Raw genomic sequence first — 23,781 nt, 5'->3', positions numbered from 1 at the left:
GGCCGCCGGCGGTTTGCCCGGTGGCACCGCATGCGCCGTCCCTTTGGGATTCCCCTAGACCTGATCCCATACCACGCCGGAAACGCGGCCCCAGGGCCTTAACTAGGGTCACACCGCCGTGTGCGCGGTGCCTTTTCGTTCTCTGTGTGGGTGGGTGGAGCGCAATATGGTCGAGTCCGGGCTCAACGGAACGGGGAATCGGGCCGGTTCGGCTTCGAAGGCTTCGGCGGCCTCGGCGGATACGAAGGCTCCGGCGGATGCGAAGGCTTCGGGAGACGCGAAGGCTCCGGCGGATGCGAAGGCCTCGGCGGATGCCAAGGCTTCGACGGCTCCGGCCGAGGACATAGCCGTCATCGGTCTGGCCTGCCGGCTGCCGGGTGCCGCCGATCCGGCTGCCTTCTGGCGGCTGCTCAGCGAGGGCGCGGACGCGATCACCGACGTCCCCCCGGACCGCTGGGACGGGGCCGCCGTGGCCGACGCCGACCTGACCGAGCCGGGCCGGACCGACATCCGCCGGGGCGGGTTCGTCGACCGCATCGGCCACTTCGACGCCGGGTTCTTCGGGCTCTCCCCCAAGGAGGCCGCGGCCATGGACCCGCAGCAGCGGCTCGTCCTGGAGCTGGCCTGGGAAGCGCTGGAGGACGCGCACGTGCGCGCCGGGACGCTGCGCTCCACCCGCACCGGCGTGTTCGTCGGCGCCATCTGGGACGACTACGCGACCCTGCACCACCGCTCCGGGCTCACGGCCATCTCCCCGCACACCGTCACCGGCCTGCACCGCAGCATCATCGCCAACCGGGTCTCGTACTTCCTCGGCCTCAACGGCCCCAGCCTGACCGTGGACTCCGGCCAGTCCTCCTCCCTGGTCTCCGTCCACCTCGCGTGCGAGAGCCTCCGCAAGGGCGAGTCGACGATCGCCCTCGCGGGCGGCGTGAGCCTCAACATCGTCCCCGAGAGCACCCTGGGCGCCGCCAAGTTCGGCGGCCTCTCCCCGGACGGCCGCTGCTTCACCTTCGACGCCCGCGCGAACGGCTACGTCCGCGGCGAGGGCGGCGGCATCGTCGTCCTCAAGCCGCTGGCCCGGGCGATCGAGGACGGAGACCCGGTCTACTGCGTGATCCGCGGCAGCGCGGTCAACAACGACGGCGGCGGCGACGGCCTGACCGTACCCCTGCAGTCCGGTCAGGAGCAGGTGCTCCGGCTCGCCTACGAACGGGCCGGAGTCGACCCCGCCCACGTCGGCTACGTGGAACTGCACGGCACCGGCACCAAGGTCGGCGACCCCATCGAGGCGGCCGCGCTCGGCGCGGTGCTCGGCACGGGACGCGACCCCGGCCGGCCGCTGCGGGTCGGCTCGGCCAAGACCAACGTCGGCCACCTGGAGGGCGCCGCCGGCATCACCGGCCTCCTCAAGGCCGCCCTGTCGCTCCGCCACCGCGCCCTGCCCGCCAGCCTCAACTTCGAGACCCCGAACCCGGCGATCCCGCTGACCCGGCTGAACCTCCAGGTGCAGACCGAGCACGCCGCGTGGGAGGCGCAGGACGACCGCCCGCTGCTCGCCGGCGTCAGCTCGTTCGGCATGGGCGGCACCAACTGCCACGTCGTGTTGGCGGAACACCGCGCGGGTGCGGAGGCGGGTCCCGGTACGGAATCAGGTGCGGAATCAGGTGCGGGTACGGGATCGAGCGCGGGCACGAGCACGGGACCGGCTCCGACGCTGTGGCCGCTGTCCGCCAAGACCGCCTCCGGACTGCGCGCCCAGGCCGCCGCCCTGCTCGCGCACACCGAGGCGCACCCCGGTCTCGCCCTGCCCGACGCCGGCTGGTCGCTCGCCACCGGCCGCACCGCCTTCGAGCACCGCGCCGTCGTCGTGGGCGAGGACCGCGACGACTTCCTGCGCGCCCTGCGCGAGCTGTCCACCGGCGGCATCGACGCCGCACTCACCACGGGCCGCACCGGCCCGCGCGGCCGGCTCGCCTTCCTCTTCTCGGGCCAGGGCAGCCAGCGGGCCGGCATGGGCCGCGAACTGGCCGAGACCTTCCCGGTGTTCGCCGCCGCACTGGACGAGGTGTGCGCACAGCTCGACCCCCGGCTGCCGCGGCCGCTGCGCGAGGTCATGTTCGCCCCCGAGGGATCCGAGGAGGCGGCCGAGCTCGACCGGACCCTCTACACGCAGACCTCGCTGTTCGCCGTCGAGGTCGCCCTGTTCCGGCTCCTGGAGAGCTGGGGCATCACCCCCGACGTGCTGATGGGCCACTCCATCGGCGAACTCGCCGCCGCGCACGCTGCCGGTGTCCTCTCCCTCGCCGACGCCTGCGCCCTGGTCGCCGCGCGCGGCCGCCTGATGCAGGAGCTGCCCACCGGTGGCGCCATGATCGCGGTCCAGGCCACGGAGGACGAGGTCCGCGCCCGCATCGGCGACCGCACGGACGGCACGGACCGCACCGACCGCGTGAGCATCGCCGCGCTGAACGGCCCCGACTCCGTCGTCGTCTCGGGTGACGAGGACCTCGTCACCGAGATCGCCGACGCCTTCGCGGCCCTGGGCCGCAAGACCAGCCGGCTGCGGGTCAGCCACGCCTTCCACTCCCCGCACATGGAACCCATGCTGGCGGAGCTCCGCCGCGTGGCCGAGGGCCTGACCTTCCACGCCCCGCGCATCCCGATCGTGTCCAACGTGACGGGCCGGCTGTCCGAGGAGCCCGCGGCGTACGAAGGCTGCTCGGCCGCGTACTGGGTCCGCCACGTCCGCGACGCGGTCCGCTTCGCCGACGGCGTCGCCCGCCTCGACGAGCACGGCGTCCGCACGTACCTGGAGCTCGGCCCCGGCGGCGTGCTCACCTCCATGGCCCGCGCCGGCGCCGCGGCCGGAAACGACGCCCTGTTCGTACCCGCCCTGCGCGCCCGCCGCCCCGAGGCCCGGGCCCTGCTCGCGGCGGTCGCCTCGCTGCACGTCCACGGCCTGGAGCCGGACTGGACCGCCCTGTTCGACGGACCGGGCGCACGCCGTAAGGTCGCGCTCCCCACCTACGCGTTCGAGCGTCAGCGGTACTGGCTGGACGGGGCCACCACGTCCTCGTCCCCCGTCGCCGCAACCACCACCCGGGCCCCTGCCGCCCCGCAGCCGGACGAGACCGCCGGGACCGCTGGGACTGCCGGGACCGCGAGCGCGCCTGTCGGCGCCCTGGGGCAGCGGCTCGCCGGCCTGCCCGAGGCCGAGCGCGACGAAGCCGTCCTCGACCTGGTCCGCGCGCACATCGCCGCCGTCCTGGGACACTCCGAAGCCCGCCAGGTCGAGACCGAGTGGACGTTCAAGGACCTCGGCTTCGACTCGCTCAGCTCGGTGGAGCTGCGCAACCAGCTCGGCGAGGCCACCGGCCTGCGCCTGCCCAGCGGCCTGCTGTTCGACCACCCGACCCCCGCCGCGCTCGCCCGCCACCTCGGCGCGCAGTCCCTCGGCGGGGGCGCGGCGGTCTCCGAGGCCACGGCGGCGGCCGACCCCGACGAGCCCATCGCCATCGTGGCCATGAGCTGCCGCCTCCCCGGCGGGGTGCGCTCGCCGGAGGACCTGTGGCGGCTGGTCGCCTCCGGCGGCGACGCCGTCTCCGGATTCCCGACGGACCGCGGCTGGGACGTCGAAGCCCTCTACGACCCCGAGCCCGGCACCCCCGGCAAGTCCTCGACGCGGCAGGGCGGCTTCCTCCACGAGGCGGCCGAGTTCGACGCCGGATTCTTCGGCATCAGCCCCCGCGAGGCCGCCGCCGTCGACCCGCAGCAGCGGCTGGTCCTGGAGACCGCCTGGGAGGCGTTCGAGCGCGCCGGCATCGACCCGGCCACGCTGCGCGGGAGCCGGGCGGGCGTGTTCATCGGCGCGACGGCACAGGACTACGGCCCCCGGCTGCACGAGCCCGTCGACGGCATCGAGGGCTACCTGCTGACCGGCACGACGACCAGCGTCGCATCGGGCCGCGTGGCCTACTCGTTCGGCCTCGAAGGGCCCGCGGTCACGGTCGACACGGCGTGCTCGTCGTCGCTGGTCGCCCTGCACCTGGCCATCCAGTCGCTGCGGAGCGGCGAGTGCACGATGGCCCTGGCCGGCGGCGTCACCGTGATGTCCACGCCCGGCATGTTCGTGGAGTTCAGCCGTCAGCGCGGCCTGTCGCCCGACGGCCGCTGCAAGGCGTTCGCGGCGGGCGCGGACGGTACGGGCTGGGCCGAAGGCGTCGGCATGCTGCTCGTGGAGCGGCTCAGCGACGCCGAGCGCAACGGCCACCAGGTCCTGGCGGTGGTGCGCGGCAGCGCGGTCAACCAGGACGGCGCGTCCAACGGCCTGACCGCCCCGAACGGCCCCTCGCAGCAGCGCGTGATCCGGCAGGCCCTGGCCTCCGCCGGACTCGCGCCCGCCGACGTCGACGCGGTGGAGGCGCACGGCACGGGCACCAAGCTGGGCGACCCGATCGAAGCGGAAGCCCTCATCGCCGCCTACGGCCAGGGGCGCGACGACGACCGGCCGCTGTGGCTGGGCTCGCTGAAGTCCAACATCGGCCACACGCAGGCCGCCGCGGGCGTCGCCGGTGTGATCAAGATGGTCATGGCGATGCGGCACGGTGTGCTGCCGCAGACCTTGCACGTGGACGAGCCGACGCCGCACGTGGACTGGTCGGCGAGCGGCGTACGGCTGCTGACCGAGGCGGTGGAGTGGCCCGCGGGCGACCTGCCGCGCCGCGCGGCGGTGTCCTCGTTCGGCATCAGCGGCACCAACGCGCACGTCATCGTCGAGCAGCTCCAGGGAAGCGACGAGCCCGCCCGTGAGGCGGCCGATCCTGCGGGACCGGTCCCGTGGGTGCTGTCGGCGAAGAGCGAGGCGGCGCTGCGGGACCAGGCGGGCCGGCTGCTGTCCTTCCTGGACGCGGACGGTGCCGAGGGTGCCGAGGGCGCCGCGACGGACCCGGTAGACGTGGGCTTCTCGCTGGCCACGAGCCGTGCGGTGCTGGAGCGCCGCGCGGTGGTCGTGGGTGAGGACCTTGCCGAGTTCCGGCGGGGGCTGGAGGCGATTGCTTCCGGGGCCGCCCCGGTGGGCGGTGCCATCGGGGGCAAGGTCGGGTTCTTGTTCTCGGGTCAGGGGTCGCAGCGGCTGGGGATGGGGCGTGAGCTGTATGCGGCGTACCCCGTTTTTGCTGCGGCTTATGACGAGGTGTGTGCGCTGCTGGACGCGCCGGTCGATGTCGATGCGGAATCGCTTCATCAGACGGGGTGCACGCAGCCTGCGTTGTTCGCGGTTGAGGTGGCGCTGTTCCGGTTGCTGGAGTCGTGGGGTGTGCGGCCGGATTACGTGGCGGGTCACTCCGTAGGTGAGATTGCTGCTGCTCATGTGGCGGGTGTGTTGTCGCTGGAGGATGCGGCGAAGCTGGTGTCGGCGCGTGCTGCGTTGATGCAGGCGCTGCCGACTGGTGGTGCGATGGTGGCTGTTCAGGCTACTGAGGACGAGGTGCTGCCGCACCTGACCGACGAGGTCGGTATCGCGGCGATCAACGGTCCGCAGTCCGTCGTGGTCTCCGGGGCCGAGGGTGCCGTGCTGGAGATCGCTGAGGTCTTCGCGCAGCAGGGCCGTAAGACGTCCCGTCTGAAGGTCAGTCACGCGTTCCACTCGCCGCTGATGGACCCGATGCTGGAGGAGTTCGCGCAGGTCGTCGGCGGTCTGTCCTTCAGCGAGCCGCAGGTTCCGGTGGTCTCCACCCTGACCGGTCGCCTGGCTGACCCGTACACCCCGGAGTACTGGGTCCGTCACGTCCGCGAGGCGGTCCGCTTCGCGGACGGCGTGCAGACTCTGCACGACCTGGGCGTTACGACGTTCGTGGAGATCGGCCCCGGCGGCGTCCTCAGCGCCCTCGCCCAGGGCTGCCTCGACGACGAAGCCGTCGTCACCATCCCCGCCCTCCGCGCCGACCGCCCCGAGCCCCACGCGTTCGTCACCGCCGTCGGCCGGCTCCACATCCACGGCGTTTCCCCGGACTGGCAGGCCCTCTTCCCCGGCGCCCGCCGCGTCGACCTGCCCACGTACGCCTTCCAGCGTGAGCGCTACTGGCTCGACGCGCCCCAGGCGGCGGTCGCCGGTGCCCCGGAGGCGATGGACGCCGAGTTCTGGGACTCCGTCGAGAGCGAGGACCGTGCCTCTCTCGGTGCGCTCCTGGGGCTGGCTCCCGACGAGTTGGACGTGGTCGCGCCCAGGCTCTCCGCCTGGCGCCGGCAGCGTCGCGAGCAGTCCACCGCCGATGGCTGGCGCTACCGGATCACCTGGCAGCCGCTCGGTGACATCGAGCGCGCCGTGCCGGCGGGGACCTGGCTCTACGTGGTCTCCGAGGAGACCGCGTGGACCGCGGCGATCCACGCCGGGCTCACGGAACTCGGCGTCGAAATCGTTCCGTTCGTCGTCGACGAGGACGCCGACCGCGACTCCCTGGCCCGGACCCTGGCCGACGCCGGGCACGGGCAGGCCGACGGCATCGTGTTCGCCGCGGCAGGGGCCCAAGCAGGGGCCGAAGCAGGGACCGAGGCGGGGAAGGGCGCGGGGACGGACGCCCTCCACCGGCTCGTCCTGCTCGTCCAGGCCCTCGGCGACGCCGGGATCGAGGCACCGCTGTGGTGCCTGACGACCGGCGCGGTGTCGACCGGCGCCTCCGACCCGCTCGCCGACCCCGCCGCGGCCCGGCTCTGGGGCCTCGGCCGGGTCGTCGCCCTGGAGCAGCCGCAGCGCTGGGGCGGCCTCGTCGACCTGCCCGCCGAACTCGACTCCCGCTCGCTGGAGCGGCTGGCCGGCCTGCTGACCCGGGCCGACGAGGACCAGCTCGCCGTACGCGCTGCCGGCGTGTCCGGCCGCCGTCTCGTCCGCGCGCCGCAGAGCGCGGCCCCGGTGGACGCGCCCTGGTCCCCGCGCGGCACGGTGCTCGTGACCGGTGGTACGGGTGCGCTCGGCGGGCACGTGGCCCGCTGGCTCGCCACCGCCGGAGCCGGACACCTCCTGCTCACCAGCCGCCGTGGGCCCGACGCCCCCGGCGCCGCCGGACTCAAGGCGGAGCTGGAGGAACTGGGCGCCCAGGTCACCATCGCCGCGTGTGATGCGGCCGACCGCGACGCGCTCGCCACGCTGTTCGAGCAGCACACCGTGAACGCCGTGGTGCACACCGCCGGCGTGCTCGACGACGGCCTGGTCGAATCGCTCACGCCCGAGCGCCTGGACCACGTGCTGCGTCCCAAGGCGGACGCCGCACTCCACCTGCACGAGCTCACCCGGGACCGCCGGGACCTCGACGCCTTCGTCCTCTTCTCGTCGATGACCGGCGTCTGGGGCAACGGCGGCCAGGGCGCCTACGGTGCCGCGAACGCCTTCCTCGACGCCCTCGCCGAGCAGCGCCGCGCGCAGGGCCTGCCCGCACTGGCCGTCGCGTGGGGATCCTGGGCGGACGGCGGCATGGCCGACGGCGCCGCCGGCGACCACCTGCGGCGGCGCGGCGTCCGGGCGATCGCGGCCCGGCCCGCGATCTCCGTGCTGCACGGCGCGCTGACCCACGGCGAGACCTCCGTGACCGTCGCGGACGTGGACTGGGACCGCTTCGTCCCGGCCTTCGCCGGCACGCGCCCCTGCCCGCTGCTGCTGGGCGTGCCCGAGGCCCGTGAGGCCCTCGAAGCGCGCGCCCGGGCCGCGCAGAGCGCCGAAGTGCCCGCGTCCGCCCTGGTCCAGCGCCTCCTGGGCGCCGCGCCGGGGGAGCAGGACCGTGCTCTGCTGGACCTGGTCCGCGAGCAGGCCGCCACGGTGCTCGGCCACGCGGGCAAGGGTGCTTTCGAGGCCGACCGGACGTTCCGCGAGACCGGCTTCGACTCGCTCACCGCCGTCGAACTGCGCCACAGGCTCAACACGGCCACCGGCCTCAAGCTGCCCACCACCCTCGTCTTCGACCACCCGACCCCCACCGCCCTCGCCCGTCACCTGCGCGAGGAACTCCTCGGCGGGCACGGGCCGGGGGCGGAAGGCGCACAGGCGACGGTCGCCGTCGCGACGGACGAGCCCCTCGCGATCGTCAGCATGAGCTGCCGCTTCCCGGGCGGCGTCCAGTCGCCGGAGGACCTGTGGGAGCTGCTGCGCTCCGGCCGCGACGCGGTCACCGGCTTCCCCACCGACCGCGGCTGGGACATCGACTCGCTCTACGACCCCGACCCCGACCGGTCCGGCCGGACGTACGCGCGTGACGGCGCCTTCATCGACGGCGCCGACCGCTTCGACGCCGGCCTCTTCGGGATCTCGCCGCGCGAGGCCCTCGCCATGGACCCGCAGCAGCGCCTCCTGCTGGAAACCGCGTGGGAGGCCTTCGAGCGCGCCGGCATCGCCCCCGCGTCCGTCCGCGCCAGCCGGACCGGTGTCTTCATCGGCACCAACGGCCAGGACTACGCCAACGGGCTGCGCAACGCCCCCGAGGAGATCGAGGGTTACGCGCTCACCGGCAAGGCGGCCTCGGTCGTCTCCGGCCGCATCTCGTACGCCTTCGGCCTCGAAGGCCCGGCGGTCACGGTCGACACGGCCTGCTCGTCGTCGCTCGTGGCCCTCCACCTCGCCGCGCAGGCGCTGCGCAGCGGCGAGTGCTCCATGGCCCTGGTCGGCGGCGTCACCGTCATGACCACGCCGGACCTGTTCGTGGAGTTCAGCCGCCAGCGCGGCCTGTCGCCCGACGGCCGCTGCAAGGCGTTCGCGGCGGGCGCGGACGGCACCGGCTGGGGCGAAGGCGTCGGCCTGCTGCTGGTCGAGCGGCTGTCCGACGCCCGGCGCCACGGTCATCAGGTGCTGGCGGTCGTGCGCGGCAGCGCGGTCAACCAGGACGGCGCGTCCAACGGCCTGACGGCGCCGAACGGTCCTTCGCAGCAACGCGTGATCCGCCAGGCCCTGGCCTCGGCCGGGCTCACGCCGGCTGACGTGGACGCGGTGGAGGCGCACGGCACGGGCACCAAGCTGGGCGACCCGATCGAGGCGCAGGCGCTGCTCGCCACGTACGGGCAGGAGCACTCCGACGACCGCCCGGTGTGGCTGGGCTCGATCAAGTCCAACATCGGTCACACGCAGGCCGCCGCGGGCGTGGCCGGTGTGATCAAGATGGTGCTGGCGATGCAGCACGGAATGCTGCCGCAGACCCTGCACGTGGACGAGCCGACCGCGCACGTCGACTGGTCGGCGGGCGCCGTGCGCCTGCTGACCGAGCCGGTGGACTGGCCCGCCACGGAGGGAACCCGCCGGGCGGCGGTGTCCTCCTTCGGAATCGGCGGCACCAACGCGCACACGATCATCGAGGAGGCGCCCGCCACGGCCGAGGCCGAGCCGGCAGGGGAGCACCGCCCGGTGCCCGTGCCGTGGGTGCTGTCAGCAAAGAGCGAGGCGGCGCTCCGGGCGCAGGCGGAGCGCCTGCTGGCCTTCGCGGGCGACGACGTGTCGCCCGTCGACGCCGGCTTCTCGTCGGCCACGACGCGCTCGGCACTGGAACACCGGGCCGCGGTGATCGGCACCGACGCGGCCGAGCTGCGGGCGGGGCTGAAGGCCCTCGCCGCGGGCGAAACGACGGCGAACGCCGTCACCGGACGCGCACACTCGGCGGACAAGGTCGGGTTCCTGTTCTCGGGACAGGGCTCGCAGCGCATCGGCATGGGGCGTGAGCTGTACGAGACCTACCCCGTCTTTGCCGCGGCCTATGACGAGGTGTGCGGCCTCCTGGATGCGCCGGTTGATGTCGATGCGGAATCGCTTCATCAGACGGGGTGCACGCAGCCTGCGTTGTTCGCGGTTGAGGTGGCGCTGTTCCGGTTGCTGGAGTCGTGGGGTGTGCGGCCGGATTACGTGGCGGGCCACTCGGTGGGTGAGATCGCGGCTGCTCATGTGGCCGGGGTGCTCTCTTTGGAGGATGCGGCGAAGTTGGTGTCGGCGCGTGCTGCGTTGATGCAGGCGCTGCCGACCGGTGGTGCGATGGTGGCGGTTCAGGCCACTGAGGACGAGGTGCTGCCGCATCTGACCGAGCACGTAGGCATTGCGGCGATCAACGGTCCGCAGTCCGTGGTGATTTCCGGGGCTGAGGACGCCGTCACCGCGATCGCCGAGGTCTTCAAGCAGCAGGGTCGTAAGACCTCCCGCCTGAAGGTCAGTCACGCCTTCCACTCGCCTCTCATGGACCCCATGCTGGAGGAGTTCGGCGGGGTCGTCCGCGGCCTGACCTTCCGCGAGCCGCAGATTCCGGTGGTCTCCACCCTGACCGGCCGCCTGGCTGACCCGTACACCCCGGAGTACTGGGTCCGTCACGTCCGCGAGGCGGTCCGCTTCGCCGACGGCGTGCAGACCCTGCACGACCTGGGCGTCACGACGTTCGTGGAGATCGGCCCGGGCGGTGTGCTGAGCGCCCTCGCCCAGGGCTGCCTCGACGACGAAGCCGTCGTCACCATCCCCGCACTCCGCGCCGACCGCCCCGAGCCGCAGGCGATCACCACTGCGTACGCCCAGCTGCACATCACCGGCGTCGAAGTGGACTGGCACGCCTTCTTCCCCGGCGCCCGCCGCATCGGTCTGCCCACGTACGCCTTCCAGCGCGAGCGCTACTGGCTCGACGCCCCCGCCTCCGCCGGTGACATGCGCGCCGTGGGCCAGGGCGAGGCCGGTCACCCGCTGCTCGGCGCCGCCGTGCCGCTGGCCGACGGCGACGGGCACCTGCTCACCGGGCGGCTGTCGGCGCACACGCACCCGTGGCTGGTGGACCACGCCGTCAGCGGGGTCGCCCTGCTGCCGGGCACCGCGTTCGTCGAGCTGGCGATCACCGCTGCCGACGCCGTGGGCTGCGACCTGCTGGAAGAACTGACGCTGGAGACACCGCTGCTCGTGCCCGGGCGCGGCGGCGTCGCCCTGCAGGTGCGCGTCGGCGCCGACGACGGATCGGGCCGCAGGCCGCTGACCGTGCACTCGCGGATCGACGACGGGGACGCGTACGCGCACGAGGACGAGTCCGGGCGGCCGTGGATCCGTCACGCCTCCGGCTCCCTGGCCGTCGCCACGGCCCCGGTGGACGGCTCGCTCGCCGCGTGGCCGCCCGTGGGCGCGGAACCGGTCGACGTCGACGGGTTCTACGACCGCCTCGCGGGCATGGCGCTCGACTACGGCCCCGTCTTCCGGGGGCTGCGCGCCGCGTGGCGGAGCGGCGACGACTTCTTCGCCGAGGTGGAACTGCCCGGCACGGAACGGACGGCCGCGAGCGCGTACGGTCTGCACCCGGCGCTGTTCGACGCCGCCCTGCACACCGTCTGGCTGGGTGCGGTCGAGCCCGAGGCCGGGACGGGCAACGGGCTGCTGCCGTTCGCCTGGAGCGGTGTGCGCCTGGCGGCCGCCGGGGCCTCCGTGCTGCGAGTGAAGGTCTCGCGCGCCGGCACCGGCACCTCCACGGTGTCGCTGGTGCTGGCCGACGGCACCGGCGAGCCGGTCGCACAGATCGACTCCCTGACGCTGCGCCCGGTCCCCGCCGACCAACTGCGCGCCGGTTCCGGAGGCGACGACGCGGTCTTCGCCCTGGAGTGGACGCCGCTCAGCCTGCCGGCCGCGCCGGACGGCATGAGGGTCGAGACGTACGAAGACCTCGCCGCTCTGCAGGCTGCCGCTGATCTGCCGGCCGATGCCGATGCCGATGCCGGCGCCCGCGCCGGCGCCGATGCCGTGGTCGTGCCGTGCCCGACGGGGACCGGTGAGGACCTCGCCGCCCGGGTCCGCGAGGTCACCAACGCCGTGCTGGAGCTGGTGCAGTGGTGGCTGGCCGAGGAGCGGCCGTCGCGTCTGGTGCTGGTGACGCGTACGGGAGACCTGGCCCAGTCGGCGGTCCGCGGACTGGTGCGCTCGGCACAGACCGAGAACCCCGACCGCATCGTCCTGGTGGAAACCGACACCGACACCGGCAGCGGTGACGACGCCGCCGGCGCCGCCCGCCTTGCCCGGCTGGTGCCCGGCCTGATCGCCTCCGGCGAGACGCAGGCCGAGGTGCGCGCGGGCGAGGTCCGGGTGCCGAGGCTGGTCCGCATCGCCGCGCCGGACGCGGCGGCGGAGCTGCCCGGCCTCGGCTCCGGCACCGTCCTGCTGACCGGCGCGTCGGGCGGGCTGGGCGGGCTGTTCGCCCGGCACCTGGTCGCCGAGCACGGTGTCCGCAGCCTGCTGCTCGTCAGCCGCCGCGGCGGGGACGCACCCGGTGCGGCCGAGCTCGCCGCCGAGCTGACCGAGCAGGGCGCCGACGTCACGTGGGCCGCGTGCGACGTGGCCGACCGCGATGCCGTCCGCGAACTCCTGACCGGGCGGAGCCTGTCCGCGATCATTCACACCGCCGGCGTCCTGGACGACGGAATCATCGGTTCGCTGACTCCCGAGCGGTTGGACGGCGTGTTCCGCCCCAAGGTGGACGCGGCCCTGAACCTGCACGAACTGGCCGGCGAGCTGTCCGGCGACCTGGCCGCGTTCGTGCTCTTCTCCTCCGTGGCCGGGACCCTCGGCACGCCGGGTCAGGGCAACTACGCCGCCGCCAACACCTTCCTCGACGCCCTCGCCGAGCACCGCCGTGGCCAGGGCCTGCCCGCCACCTCGCTGGCCTGGGGCCTGTGGGCGCAGGACAGCGACAGCGCGATGACCGGCGGCCTCGACCACACCGATCTCACGCGCATCAAGCGGATGGGCCTCGCCGCGATCCCGCCGGCGGAGGGCCTGCGCATGTTCGACGCGGCACTCGCCACCGGGCGGGCGGCGGCCGTCCCGATCCGGCTCGACACCTCCGCCTTCCGCGACGGGCAGGGGCAGCAGCCCGTTCCACCGGTCCTGCGCGGACTGGTCCGGCTCGCGCCGGTGCGGCGCGCGGCAGCGGCGGCGAAGGCGGCCTCGTCCTCCCTGGGGCAGCGGCTGGCCGGGCTGCCGGAGGCCGAGCGCGAGCAGGTGGTGCTGGACCTGGTCCGTACCGAGGTCGCCGCCGTGCTCGGGCACGCCGGCGCCCAGTCGGTCGGCGCGGACGATTCCTTCAAGGACATCGGGTTCGACTCGCTGACCGCCGTCGAACTCCGCAACCGGCTCAACGCGGCCGTCGGCATGCGCCTGCCCGCCACGCTGATCTTCGACTACCCGAACCCGCTCACCCTCGCCCGTTTCCTCACCGCCGAAGCCGCCGGCTCCGGCGAGGCGGCGGCCGTGCCGGCGACCGTCTCCACGGCCACCGGCGCGGCGGACGAGCCGATCGCGATCGTGGGCATGGCCTGCCGGTACCCCGGCGGCGTGCAGTCGCCCGAAGACCTGTGGCAGCTGGTGTTCTCCGGCCGCGACGCGGTGTCGGGCTTCCCCGAGGACCGCGGCTGGGACGTCGAGAACCTCTACGACCCGGACCCCGACCAGTGGGGCACCAGCTACACCCGGGAAGGCGGCTTCCTGCACGACGCGGCCGACTTCGACGCCGAGTTCTTCGGGATCTCGCCGCGCGAGGCGCTGGCGATGGATCCGCAGCAGCGCCTGCTGCTGGAGACGTCGTGGGAGGCGTTCGAGCGGGCCGGCATCGACCCGGCCTCGGTGCGGGGCAGCAGGACCGGCGTGTTCGCCGGCGTGATGTACCACGACTACGGCGGGCGCGTGCACACCTCGCCCGCAGGCCTTGAGGGCTACCTCGTGAACGGCAGCGCGGGCAGCGTCGCTTCCGGCCGCGTCTCGTACACGTTCGGCCTCGAAGGCCCGGCGGTCACGGTCGACACGGCGTGCTCGTCCTCGCTCGTGGCCCTGCACCTGGCGACCCAGGCGCTGCGGAGCGGCGAGTGCTCGATGGCGCTCGTCGGCGGTGTCACGGTGATGGCCGGACCGTCCGTGTTCGTGGAGTTCAGCCGTCAGCGTGGTCTGTCGGCGGACGGCCGGTGCAAGGCGTTCGCGGCCGGTGCGGACGGTACGGGCTGGGCCGAGGGCGCGGGCATGCTGCTCGTCGAGCGGCTGTCCGACGCCCGCCGGAACGGGCACAGGGTGCTGGCCGTCGTACGTGGCACGGCAGTGAACCAGGACGGTGCGTCCAACGGTCTGACGGCCCCGAACGGCCCGGCGCAGCAGCGCGTGATCCGTCAGGCGCTGGCGAACGCCGGTGTGTCCTCGGACCAGATCGACGCGGTGGAGGCGCACGGCACGGGCACGCGGCTCGGCGACCCGATCGAGGCGCAGGCGCTGCTCGCCACGTACGGCCAGGAGCGGGCCGAGGACCGGCCGTTGTGGCTGGGTTCGCTGAAGTCCAACATCGGCCACTCGCAGGCCGCTGCGGGCGTCGGCGGCATCATCAAGATGGTCATGGCGATGCAGCACGGTGTGCTGCCGCAGACCCTGCACATCGACGAGCCGACGCCGCACGTGGACTGGTCGGCCGGTGAGGTGCGGCTGCTGACCGAGGCGGTGGAGTGGCCTGCGGGCGACGCCCCGCGCCGGGCGGCGGTCTCCTCCTTCGGCGTGAGCGGCACGAACGCGCACGTGATCGTCGAGCAGGCACCGCTCGCCGGCGCCGAAAAGGCCCCGGTTCCGGCTCCGGCTCCGGTGTCCGATGCGGTGGTGCCGTGGGTGCTGTCAGCAAAGAACGAGGCGGCGCTGCGGGACCAGGCGGGCCGGCTGCTGTCCTTCCTGGACGCGGACGGTGCAGAGGGCGCCCAGGGCGCCGAGGTGGACCTGGCTGACGTGGGCTTCTCGCTGGCCACGTCGCGCGCGGTGCTGGAGCACCGCGCGGCCGTCGTGGGCGGGGATCTCGCCGAGATCCGGCAGGGCCTGGAGGCGCTGGCCTCGGGCGCTGCGCCGGTGGGCGGTGCCGCCGGGGGCAAGGTCGGGTTCTTGTTCTCGGGCCAGGGTTCGCAGCGGATCGGCATGGGAGGTGAGCTGCATGCCACGTACCCCGTCTTTGCTGCGGCTTATGACGAGGTGTGTGCGCTGCTGGACGCGCCGGTGGATGTCGGCTCTGAGGAGCTGAACCAGACGGGTTCGACGCAGCCCGCGCTGTTCGCCATCGAGGTGGCGCTGTTCTGTCTCCTCGAATCGTGGGGGATCCGGCCGGATTATGTGGCGGGTCACTCGGTGGGCGAGATCGCGGCTGCTCATGTGGCCGGGGTCCTCTCTCTGGAGGATGCGGCGAAGCTGGTGTCGGCGCGTGCTGCGTTGATGCAGGCGCTGCCGACCGGTGGCGCGATGGTGGCTGTTCAGGCGACCGAGGACGAGGTGCTGCCGCATCTGACCGAGCACGTAGGCATTGCGGCGATCAACGGGCCGCAGTCCGTGGTGATCTCTGGGGCCGAGGGTGCCGTGCTGGAGATCGCCGAAGCTTTCAAGCAGCAGGGCCGTAAGACGTCTCGCCTGAAGGTCAGTCACGCGTTCCACTCGCCGCTGATGGACCCGATGCTGGAGGAGTTCGGCGGGGTCGTCCGCGGCCTGACCTTCCGCGAGCCGCAGATTCCGGTGGTCTCCACCCTGACCGGCCGTCTGGCCGACCCGTACACCCCGGAGTACTGGGTTCAGCACGTCCGCGAGGCGGTCCGCTTCGCCGACGGCGTGCAGACCCTGCACGAGTTGGGCGTCACGACGTTCGTGGAGATCGGCCCGGGCGGTGTGCTGAGCGCCCTCGCCCAGGGCTGCCTCGACGACGAGTCCGTCGTCACCATCCCCGCACTCCGCGCCGACCGCCCCGAGCCGTACGCCATCGCCACCGCCCTCGGCCGGCTCCACACCCACGGCGTCTCGCCGGACTGGCAGGCGCTGTTCCCCGGCGCCCGCCGCGTCGACCTGCCCACGTACGCCTTCCAGCGCGAGCGCTACTGGCTTGATGTGCCCCGGGCATCCGGTGACGTCCGGGCCGCGGGTCTGGGGGCGGCTGACCACCCGCTGCTCGGTGCCGCGATCGCGACTGCCGACAGCGACGGGGTCCTGCTCACCGGGCTGCTCTCCCTCGACTCCCACCCGTGGCTCGCCGACCACGCCGTGAACGGGACCGTGCTCCTGCCCGGTACTGCGTTCGTCGAGCTGGCGGTCCGGGCGGGCGACGAGGCCGGCTGCGGATGGATCGAAGACCTCACCCTGGAACTCCCCCTGGTCGTGCCCGAGCGCGGCGGCGTCACCCTTCAGGTGGCGGTCGGCCCCGAGGACGAGTCGGGCCGGCGGCAGCTGAGCGTGCACTCGCGCGTCGAAGAGGGGTCCTGGGTGCGGCACGCGACGGGTGTGCTGTCCTCGGCAGCAGCTCCGGCCGCTGCGGAGATCGGTACGTGGCCGCCCGCGGGCGCTGAGGCCGTCGACCTGACGGCCTTCTACGACGGCATGGCTGCCTCCGGCCTGGATTACGGTCCGGTCTTCCAGGGCCTGCGGTCGGTGTGGCGCGGCGGGGACGACGTCTTCGCAGAGGTGGCACTGCCCGAGGGCACGGAGGCGGGCGCGTTCGCCCTCCACCCGGCGCTGCTGGATGCCGCGCTGCACGCCCTGGCCGCCGGTGGGCTGGTCTCGCTGGACGATGGTCCGGCCCTCCCGTTCGCATGGTCCGGTGTCGCCGTTCACGCCACCGGCGCGGCCATGGTGCGGGTGAAGCTGTCGCGGACGGCCAATGGTTCGATGACCCTGGCCGTGGCCGATGGCGCCGGCGAACCGGTGGCCTCGGTCGAGTCTCTGTCGCTGCGGGCCGTGTCGGCGGAGCAACTGCGGGGCGCCGGTGACGGCAGCCCGCTGTACGGGCTGGAGTGGACGCCGTTCTCGCTGCCCTCCGCACCCTCCGGCTCCGAAGCGCTGGTGATCGAGTCCGTCGCGGACTTCGACGCGCTGCGGGAGTCGGAAGGGACCTCAAACGTCGTTGTCGTGCCGTGCCCGGCAGGCACCGGCGAGGACGTCGCCGCCCGGGTCCGCGAGGTTACCCATGCCGTGCTGGAGCTGGTGCAGTGGTGGCTGGCGGAGGAGCGCCCGGCGCGGCTGGTGCTGGTGACGCGCCCCGGTGACCTGGCTCATGCTGCGGTGTGGGGTCTCGTGCGGTCCGCGCAGTCGGAGCATCCGGACCGGTTCGTGCTGGTGGAGGCCGAGGACATCGACGAGGTGGTTCGCGTGCTGCCTGCCGCGGTCGCGTCCGGTGAGCCGCAGTTCGCGGTGCGCGGCGAGGACGTTCTCGTCCCGCGCCTGACGAAGGCCACCGGAGCTGCCTTTGGCACGCCCGGCTCCGGCACGCCCGGCTTCGGCACCGGCCCCGTCCTGCTGACCGGTGCGTCCGGTGCGCTCGGCGGCATCGTCGCCCGGCACCTGGTCGCCGCCCACGGCGTCCGCAGCCTGCTGCTGCTCAGCCGGCGCGGCGCGGACGCCCCCGGCGCGGCCGAGCTGGAGTCCGAGCTGGCCGCGCGGGGCGCCGAGGTGCGCTGGGCGGCCTGCGACGCGGCCGACCGGAACGCCCTCGCCGCCGTGCTCGCCGAGACCCCGGTGACGGCCGTCGTGCACACCGCCGGCGTCCTCGACGACGGCGTGATCGCCGCGCTCACCCCGGAGCGCATGGACGCGGTGCTGCGCCCGAAGGCCGACGCCGTGCTGAACCTCCACGAGCTGACGAGCGACCTTTCGGCGTTCGTGGTCTTCTCCTCCGTGTCCGGGATCCTGGGCAGCGCAGGTCAGGGCAACTACGCGGCGGCGAACACGTTCCTCGACGCCTTCGCCGAAGCACGGCGCGCCCAGGGCCTCCCCGCGACCTCCCTCGCGTGGGGCCTGTGGGAGCAGGGCAGCGGCATGGCCGACCGGCTCGACCAGGCCGACCTCACCCGGCTCAAGCGGGTGGGCCTGGCCCCGATCGCCGTCGACGAGGGACTTCGCCTGTTCGACGCGGCGCTGACCCTGGACCGGGCGACCGTCGCCCCGCTGCGGCTGGACCTGAGCGGGCTGCAGGGCACGGTGCCCCCGGTCCTGCGAGGGCTGCGACCCGTACGGGGCACCGCGCGGCGCGCGGCGCAGACCGCGCCGAAGGGCACGCTGGGGCAGCGGCTGGCCGGGCTGCCGGAGGCCGAGCGCGAGCAGGTGGTGCTGGACCTGGTCCGTACCGAGGTCGCCGCCGTGCTCGGGCACGCCTCCGTGCAGGCCGTACAGCCGGAACACGCCTTCCAGGACGCCGGATTCGACTCGCTCACCTCGGTGGAACTGCGCAACCGCCTGAACACGGCGACCGGGCTGCGGCTCCCCGCGACCATGGTCTTCGACCACCCGACGCCCGCCGCGCTCTCGCGCTTCGTGCTCGCCGAGACGCTCGGCGTCCAGGAGAGTTCCGAGGCCGCGGTCGCCGCGGTCGCCGGGACGGACGAGCCCATCGCGATCGTGGGCATGGCCTGCCGGTTCCCCGGCGACGTGCGGTCGCCCGAGGACCTGTGGCGCCTCGTCGCGTCCGGCGGCGACGCGATCTCCGGCTTCCCCGAGGACCGCGGCTGGGACGTCGAGAACCTCTACGACCCCGACCCCGACCGCTCCGGCAAGTCCTACGTGCGCCACGGCGGCTTCCTCCACGAGGCGGCCGAGTTCGACCCGGCCTTCTTCGGGATCTCGCCGCGCGAGGCGCTGGCGATGGACCCGCAGCAGCGCCTGCTCCTGGAGACGTCGTGGGAGGCGTTCGAGCGGGCCGGCATCGACCCGGCCTCGGTGCGGGGCAGCAAGACGGGCGTGTTCGCCGGCGTGATGTACCACGACTACGGCGGGCGCGTGAAGACGGCCCCGGAGGGCATGGACGCCTACCTGGGCAGCGGAAGCGCGGGCAGCATCGCCTCGGGCCGCGTCTCGTACACCTTCGGCCTGGAGGGCCCGGCGGTCACGGTCGACACGGCGTGCTCGTCCTCGCTCGTGGCGCTGCACCTGGCGACCCAGGCGCTGCGCACCGGCGAGTGCTCGATGGCCCTGGTCGGCGGTGTCACCGTCATGGCGACCCCCTCCACGTTCGTGGAGTTCAGCCGTCAGCGTGGTCTGTCGGCGGACGGCCGGTGCAAGGCGTTCGCGGCCGGTGCGGACGGTACGGGCTGGGCCGAAGGCGCGGGCATGCTGCTCGTCGAGCGGCTGTCCGACGCCCGCCGGAACGGGCACAAGGTGCTGGCCGTCGTCCGCGGCACCGCGGTGAACCAGGACGGTGCCTCGAACGGCCTGACCGCGCCCAACGGTCCCTCGCAGCAGCGGGTGATCCGTCAGGCGCTGGCGAACGCGGGCCTGTCCCCGGACCAGGTCGACGCCGTCGAGGCGCACGGCACGGGCACGAAGCTGGGTGACCCGATCGAGGCGCAGGCGCTGCTCGCCACGTACGGGCAGGAGCGGGCCGGCGACCGGCCGCTGTGGCTGGGTTCGCTGAAGTCCAACATCGGTCACTCGCAGGCGGCTGCCGGTGTCGGCGGCGTGATCAAGATGGTGATGGCGATGCGGCACGGTGTGCTGCCGCAGACCCTGCACGTGGACGAGCCGACGCCGCACGTGGACTGGACGGCGGGCGCGGTGCGGCTGCTGACCGAGGCGGTGGAGTGGCCTGCGAGCGACCTGCCGCGCCGCGCGGCGGTGTCGTCCTTCGGCATCAGCGGCACCAACGCCCACGTGATCGTCGAGCAGGCACCGCCCGCCACCGCCGAAAAGGCCCCGACTCCGGCTGCGGCTCCGGTGTCCGATGCGGTGGTGCCGTGGGTGCTGTCGGGCAGGACGGAAGCGGCGCTGCGGGCACAGGCGGAGCGCCTGCTGTCCCTCTCGGATGCCGCTGCGGACCTGCGGCCGGCCGACATCGGCTTCTCGCTCGCCACTACGCGCTCGGCGATGGAGCACCGAGCGGCAGTCGTGGGGGAGAGCCGGGACGAACTCCTGGCAGAGCTCCGTGCGGTGGCCGCAGGCTCCCCGTCCACCCGCGTCGCCGTGGGCGAGCCGGGCGCCGGGGGCAAGGTCGGATTCTTGTTCTCGGGCCAGGGGTCGCAGCGGATCGGCATGGGGCGTGAGCTGTACGAGGCCTACCCCGTTTTTGCTGCGGCTTATGACGAGGTGTGTGCACTGCTGGACGCGCCGGTGGATGTCGGCTCTGAGGAGCTGAACCAGACCGGGGCGACGCAGCCCGCGCTCTTCGCGATCGAGGTGGCGCTGTTCCGGCTCCTCGATTCCTGGGGGATCCGGCCGGACTACGTAGCCGGTCACTCCGTAGGGGAGATTGCGGCTGCTCATGTGGCGGGTGTGTTGTCACTGCAGGACGCGGCGAAGCTGGTGTCGGCGCGTGCTGCGCTGATGCAGGCGCTGCCGGATGGTGGCGCGATGGTCGCGGTCCAGGCGACCGAGGACGAAGTACTGCCGCACCTCACCGAGCAGGTCGGTATTGCGGCGATCAACGGTCCGCAGTCCGTCGTGGTCTCCGGCGCCGAGGACGCCGTCATCGCGATCGCCGAGGTCTTCACGCAGCAGGGTCGTAAGACCTCCCGTCTGAAGGTCAGTCACGCGTTCCACTCGCCGTTGATGGACCCGATGCTGGAGGAGTTCGCGCAGGTCGTCGGCGGTCTGTCCTTCAGCGAGCCGCGGATCCCGGTGGTCTCCACCCTGACCGGCCGCCTGGCCGAGCCCTACACCCCCGACTACTGGGTCCAGCACGTCCGCGAGGCCGTCCGCTTCGCCGACGGCATTCAGACCCTGCACGACATGGGCGTCACCACCTTCGTCGAGATCGGCCCGGGTGGCGTGCTGAGCGCCCTCACCCAGGGTTGCCTCGACGGCGACATCGCCACCATCCCCGTCCTCCGCGCCGACCGTCCCGAGCCGCAGGCCGTCGTCACCGCGCTCGGTGAGCTGCACGTGCACGGCGTCTCCCCGGACTGGCAGGCGCTCTTCCCGGGCGCCCAACGCGTCGATCTGCCCACGTACGCCTTCCAGTACGAGCGCTTCTGGCTCGAAGCACCCGAAGAGTTCACCGGTAGCGCTGCTGCCACCGGACTCGGCCTGGGTGCGGCCGAACACCCACTGGCGGGTGCGGCCGTCGCGCTGCCGGGCGCCGGGGGATACCTGGTCACCGGGCGGCTCTCGCTCAAGACCCACCCCTGGCTCGCCGACCACACGGTCATGGGCAGCGTGCTGCTGCCGGGCACAGCGCTCGTGGAGCTGGCGGTCCGTGCGGGCGACGAAGCCGGCTGTGCGCAGATCGAGGACCTGACGCTGGAAGCGCCGCTGATCGTCCCGGAGCGCAGCGGTGTGGCCGTGCAGGTGTGGGTCGGCGCCGAGGAAGAGGAGCCGGGCAAGCGCGCGCTGAGCGTGCACTCGCGGCTGGAGGACGCGCCGGACGACGCGCCGTGGGTGCGGCACGCGACGGGTGTGCTGTCGTCGACGGAGGCGCCGGCCGCTGCGGAGATCGGTACGTGGCCGCCCGCGGGCGCTGAGGCCGTCGACCTGACGGCCTTCTACGAGGGCCTGGCCGGGCTCGGCCTGGGCTACGGTCCGGTCTTCCAGGGCCTGCGGTCGGTGTGGCGCGGCGGGGACGACGTCTTCGCCGAGGTGGCACTGCCCGAGGGCACGGAGGCGGGCGCGTTCGCCCTCCATCCCGCGCTGCTGGACTCGGCGCTCCACGCGATCGGCGCGGGCGGGCTCGTCCCCGTCGGCGACGGGCCGCTGCTGCCCTTCGCCTGGTCCGGGGTGAGTGTCCGGGCCGCAGGGGCGACGGCGCTGCGGGTCAAGGTCTCGCGGACGGGCAGCGACGCGGTGTCGCTGACCGTGGCCGACGCCGCGGGCGGCCTGGTGGCCACGGTCGGCTCGCTGTCGCTGCGACCGGTGTCGCGCGAGCAGCTGCTCAGGGCCGGCGGCTCCGGCAGGGGCGCCGACGACTCGCTGTTCGGCCTCGCGTGGCAGCCGGTGGCCCTCACCGAGGCTGCCGCCGGGCTCGACGTACGGAGTGACGTACGGAGCTACGCGGACCTGGCCGCTCTGTCCGCCGAAACGGTCCTTCCCGACATCGCCGTCGTGCCGTGCCCGGTGGTCGCCGACGCATCCGGTGCATCCGGTACCTACGGTGCCGAGCAGGTCCACGGCATCGCGAGCGAGGTCCTGGAGCTGGTGCAGTGGTGGCTGGCGGAGGAGCGCCCGGCGCGGCTGGTGCTGGTGACGCGCCCCGGCGATCTGGCTCATGCTGCGGTCTGGGGTCTCGTGCGGTCCGCGCAGTCGGAGCATCCGGACCGGATCGTGCTGGTGGAGGCCGAGGACATCGACGAGGCGGTTCGCGTGCTGCCTGCCGCGGTCGCGTCCGGTGAGCCGCAGTTCGCGGTGCGCGGCGAGGACGTCCTCGTCCCGCGCCTGACGAAGGCCACCGGAACTGCCTTTGGCACGCCCGACTCCGGCACGCCCGACTCCGCTGCCGGCATACCCGGCCTCGCCGACGGCACCGTCCTCGTGACCGGCGCCTCCGGCTCGCTGGGCGCGCTCGTCGCCCGGCACCTGGTGTCCGAGCACAAGGTGCGCCGGCTCCTGCTGGCGAGCCGCCGTGGCGCTGAGGCCCCCGGCGCGGCCGAGCTGGAGTCCGAGCTGGCGGCGTGGGGCGCGGAGGTCACCTGGGCGGCCTGTGACGTGGCGGACCGGGGTGCTGTCTCCGGAATGCTGGACGGGCTCGGCGGTCATCCGCTGTCGGCCGTCGTGCACACCGCGGGCGTTCTCGACGACGGGGTCCTCAGCTCGGTCACGCCGGAAAGGATGAGGGAGGTCTTCCGGCCCAAGGTGGACGCCGTGCTGAATCTGCACGACTGCACCCGCGAAATGGGCCCGGCCGCCTTCATGGTGTTCTCGTCCGTGGCCGGACTGGTCGGCAGCGCCGGCCAGGCGAGCTACGCGGCGGCGAATTCCTTCCTCGACGCGTTCGCTTCGTACCGCCGCCGTGAGGGCCTGCCCGCCGTTTCGCTGGCGTGGGGCGTGTGGGAGCAGTCCGGCGCGATGACGGACGGCCTCGCCGAGGCCGACCGGGCGCGGATGGCGCGCAGCGGCGTGCTGCCGCTGCCGCCGGAGGAGGGGCTGCGGCTCTTCGACGCGGCACTGGCGTCGGAAGAGGCGCTGCTCGCCCCGGTCCGCATCGACACCGGTGCGCTGCGCGCCGGTGAGGCGCCGGCGGTGTTGCGCGCTCTCGTGCCGGCCGCGGCCCGGAGGACCGCGCAGGCCGCTGCCGTGCCCTCCGTGTCCTCGCTGGCCGAGCGCCTGGAGGGGCTGCCGGAGAGCGAGCGGGACAAGGCGGTCGAGGACCTGGTGCGGGCGGAGGTGGCTGCGGTCCTGGGCCACGCGTCGGCCCACGCGGTCCGGCCGGAACACGCCTTCCAGGACCTGGGGTTCGACTCCCTCACGGCCGTGGAACTGCGCAACCGGCTGAACAAGGCGACCGGGCTGCGGCTTCCCGCGACCCTGGTCTTCGACTATCCGACACCCGCTCTCCTCGCCCGGCACGTGCTCACGGAGACGGTCGGGGCGGCCGAACCGGCCCTAGTGGATTCCCTACTTGCCGACCTGGACAGGCTCGAACAAGAATTGGTCACGAAGTTGTCAGAGAGTGAAGCTCGCGACCGGATCCTGTCAAAGCTCCAGGCCGTATTGGCGATTGCCGGTGAATCCGGCAAGGCATCGCCGGTAACGGAAGGCCCTGGAACGAACAGCGATCTGGAATCGGCCACGGACGACGAAGTATTCGATCTGCTCGGCAAGGAATTCGGGATCTCCTGACCGTTCCGGTTCAGGTTCCGGTGCGTCCCGGCGACCCCTTGCCGAATTCCGGT

The 23,781-nt window shown here is 73.5% G+C and carries 1 protein-coding gene; it reads left to right on the top strand.

Going from position 1 to position 23,781, the window contains the following annotated elements; translation table 11 throughout:
• Positions 1–166 precede the first annotated feature (166 nt).
• Positions 167–23,728, top strand: coding sequence for a type I polyketide synthase (locus B7P34_RS13245; RefSeq protein WP_106676122.1), 23,562 nt, complete (start codon positions 167–169; stop codon positions 23,726–23,728).
• The last annotated feature ends 53 nt before the right edge of the window (positions 23,729–23,781 follow it).

Origin of the sequence: Streptosporangium nondiastaticum, assembly GCF_003011965.1 — a bacterium.
Classification (GTDB): domain Bacteria; phylum Actinomycetota; class Actinomycetes; order Streptomycetales; family Streptomycetaceae; genus Streptomyces; species Streptomyces nondiastaticus.
Note: the sequence above shows the minus strand (reverse complement) of the source record. Positions and strands in the feature narration are given on the sequence as shown.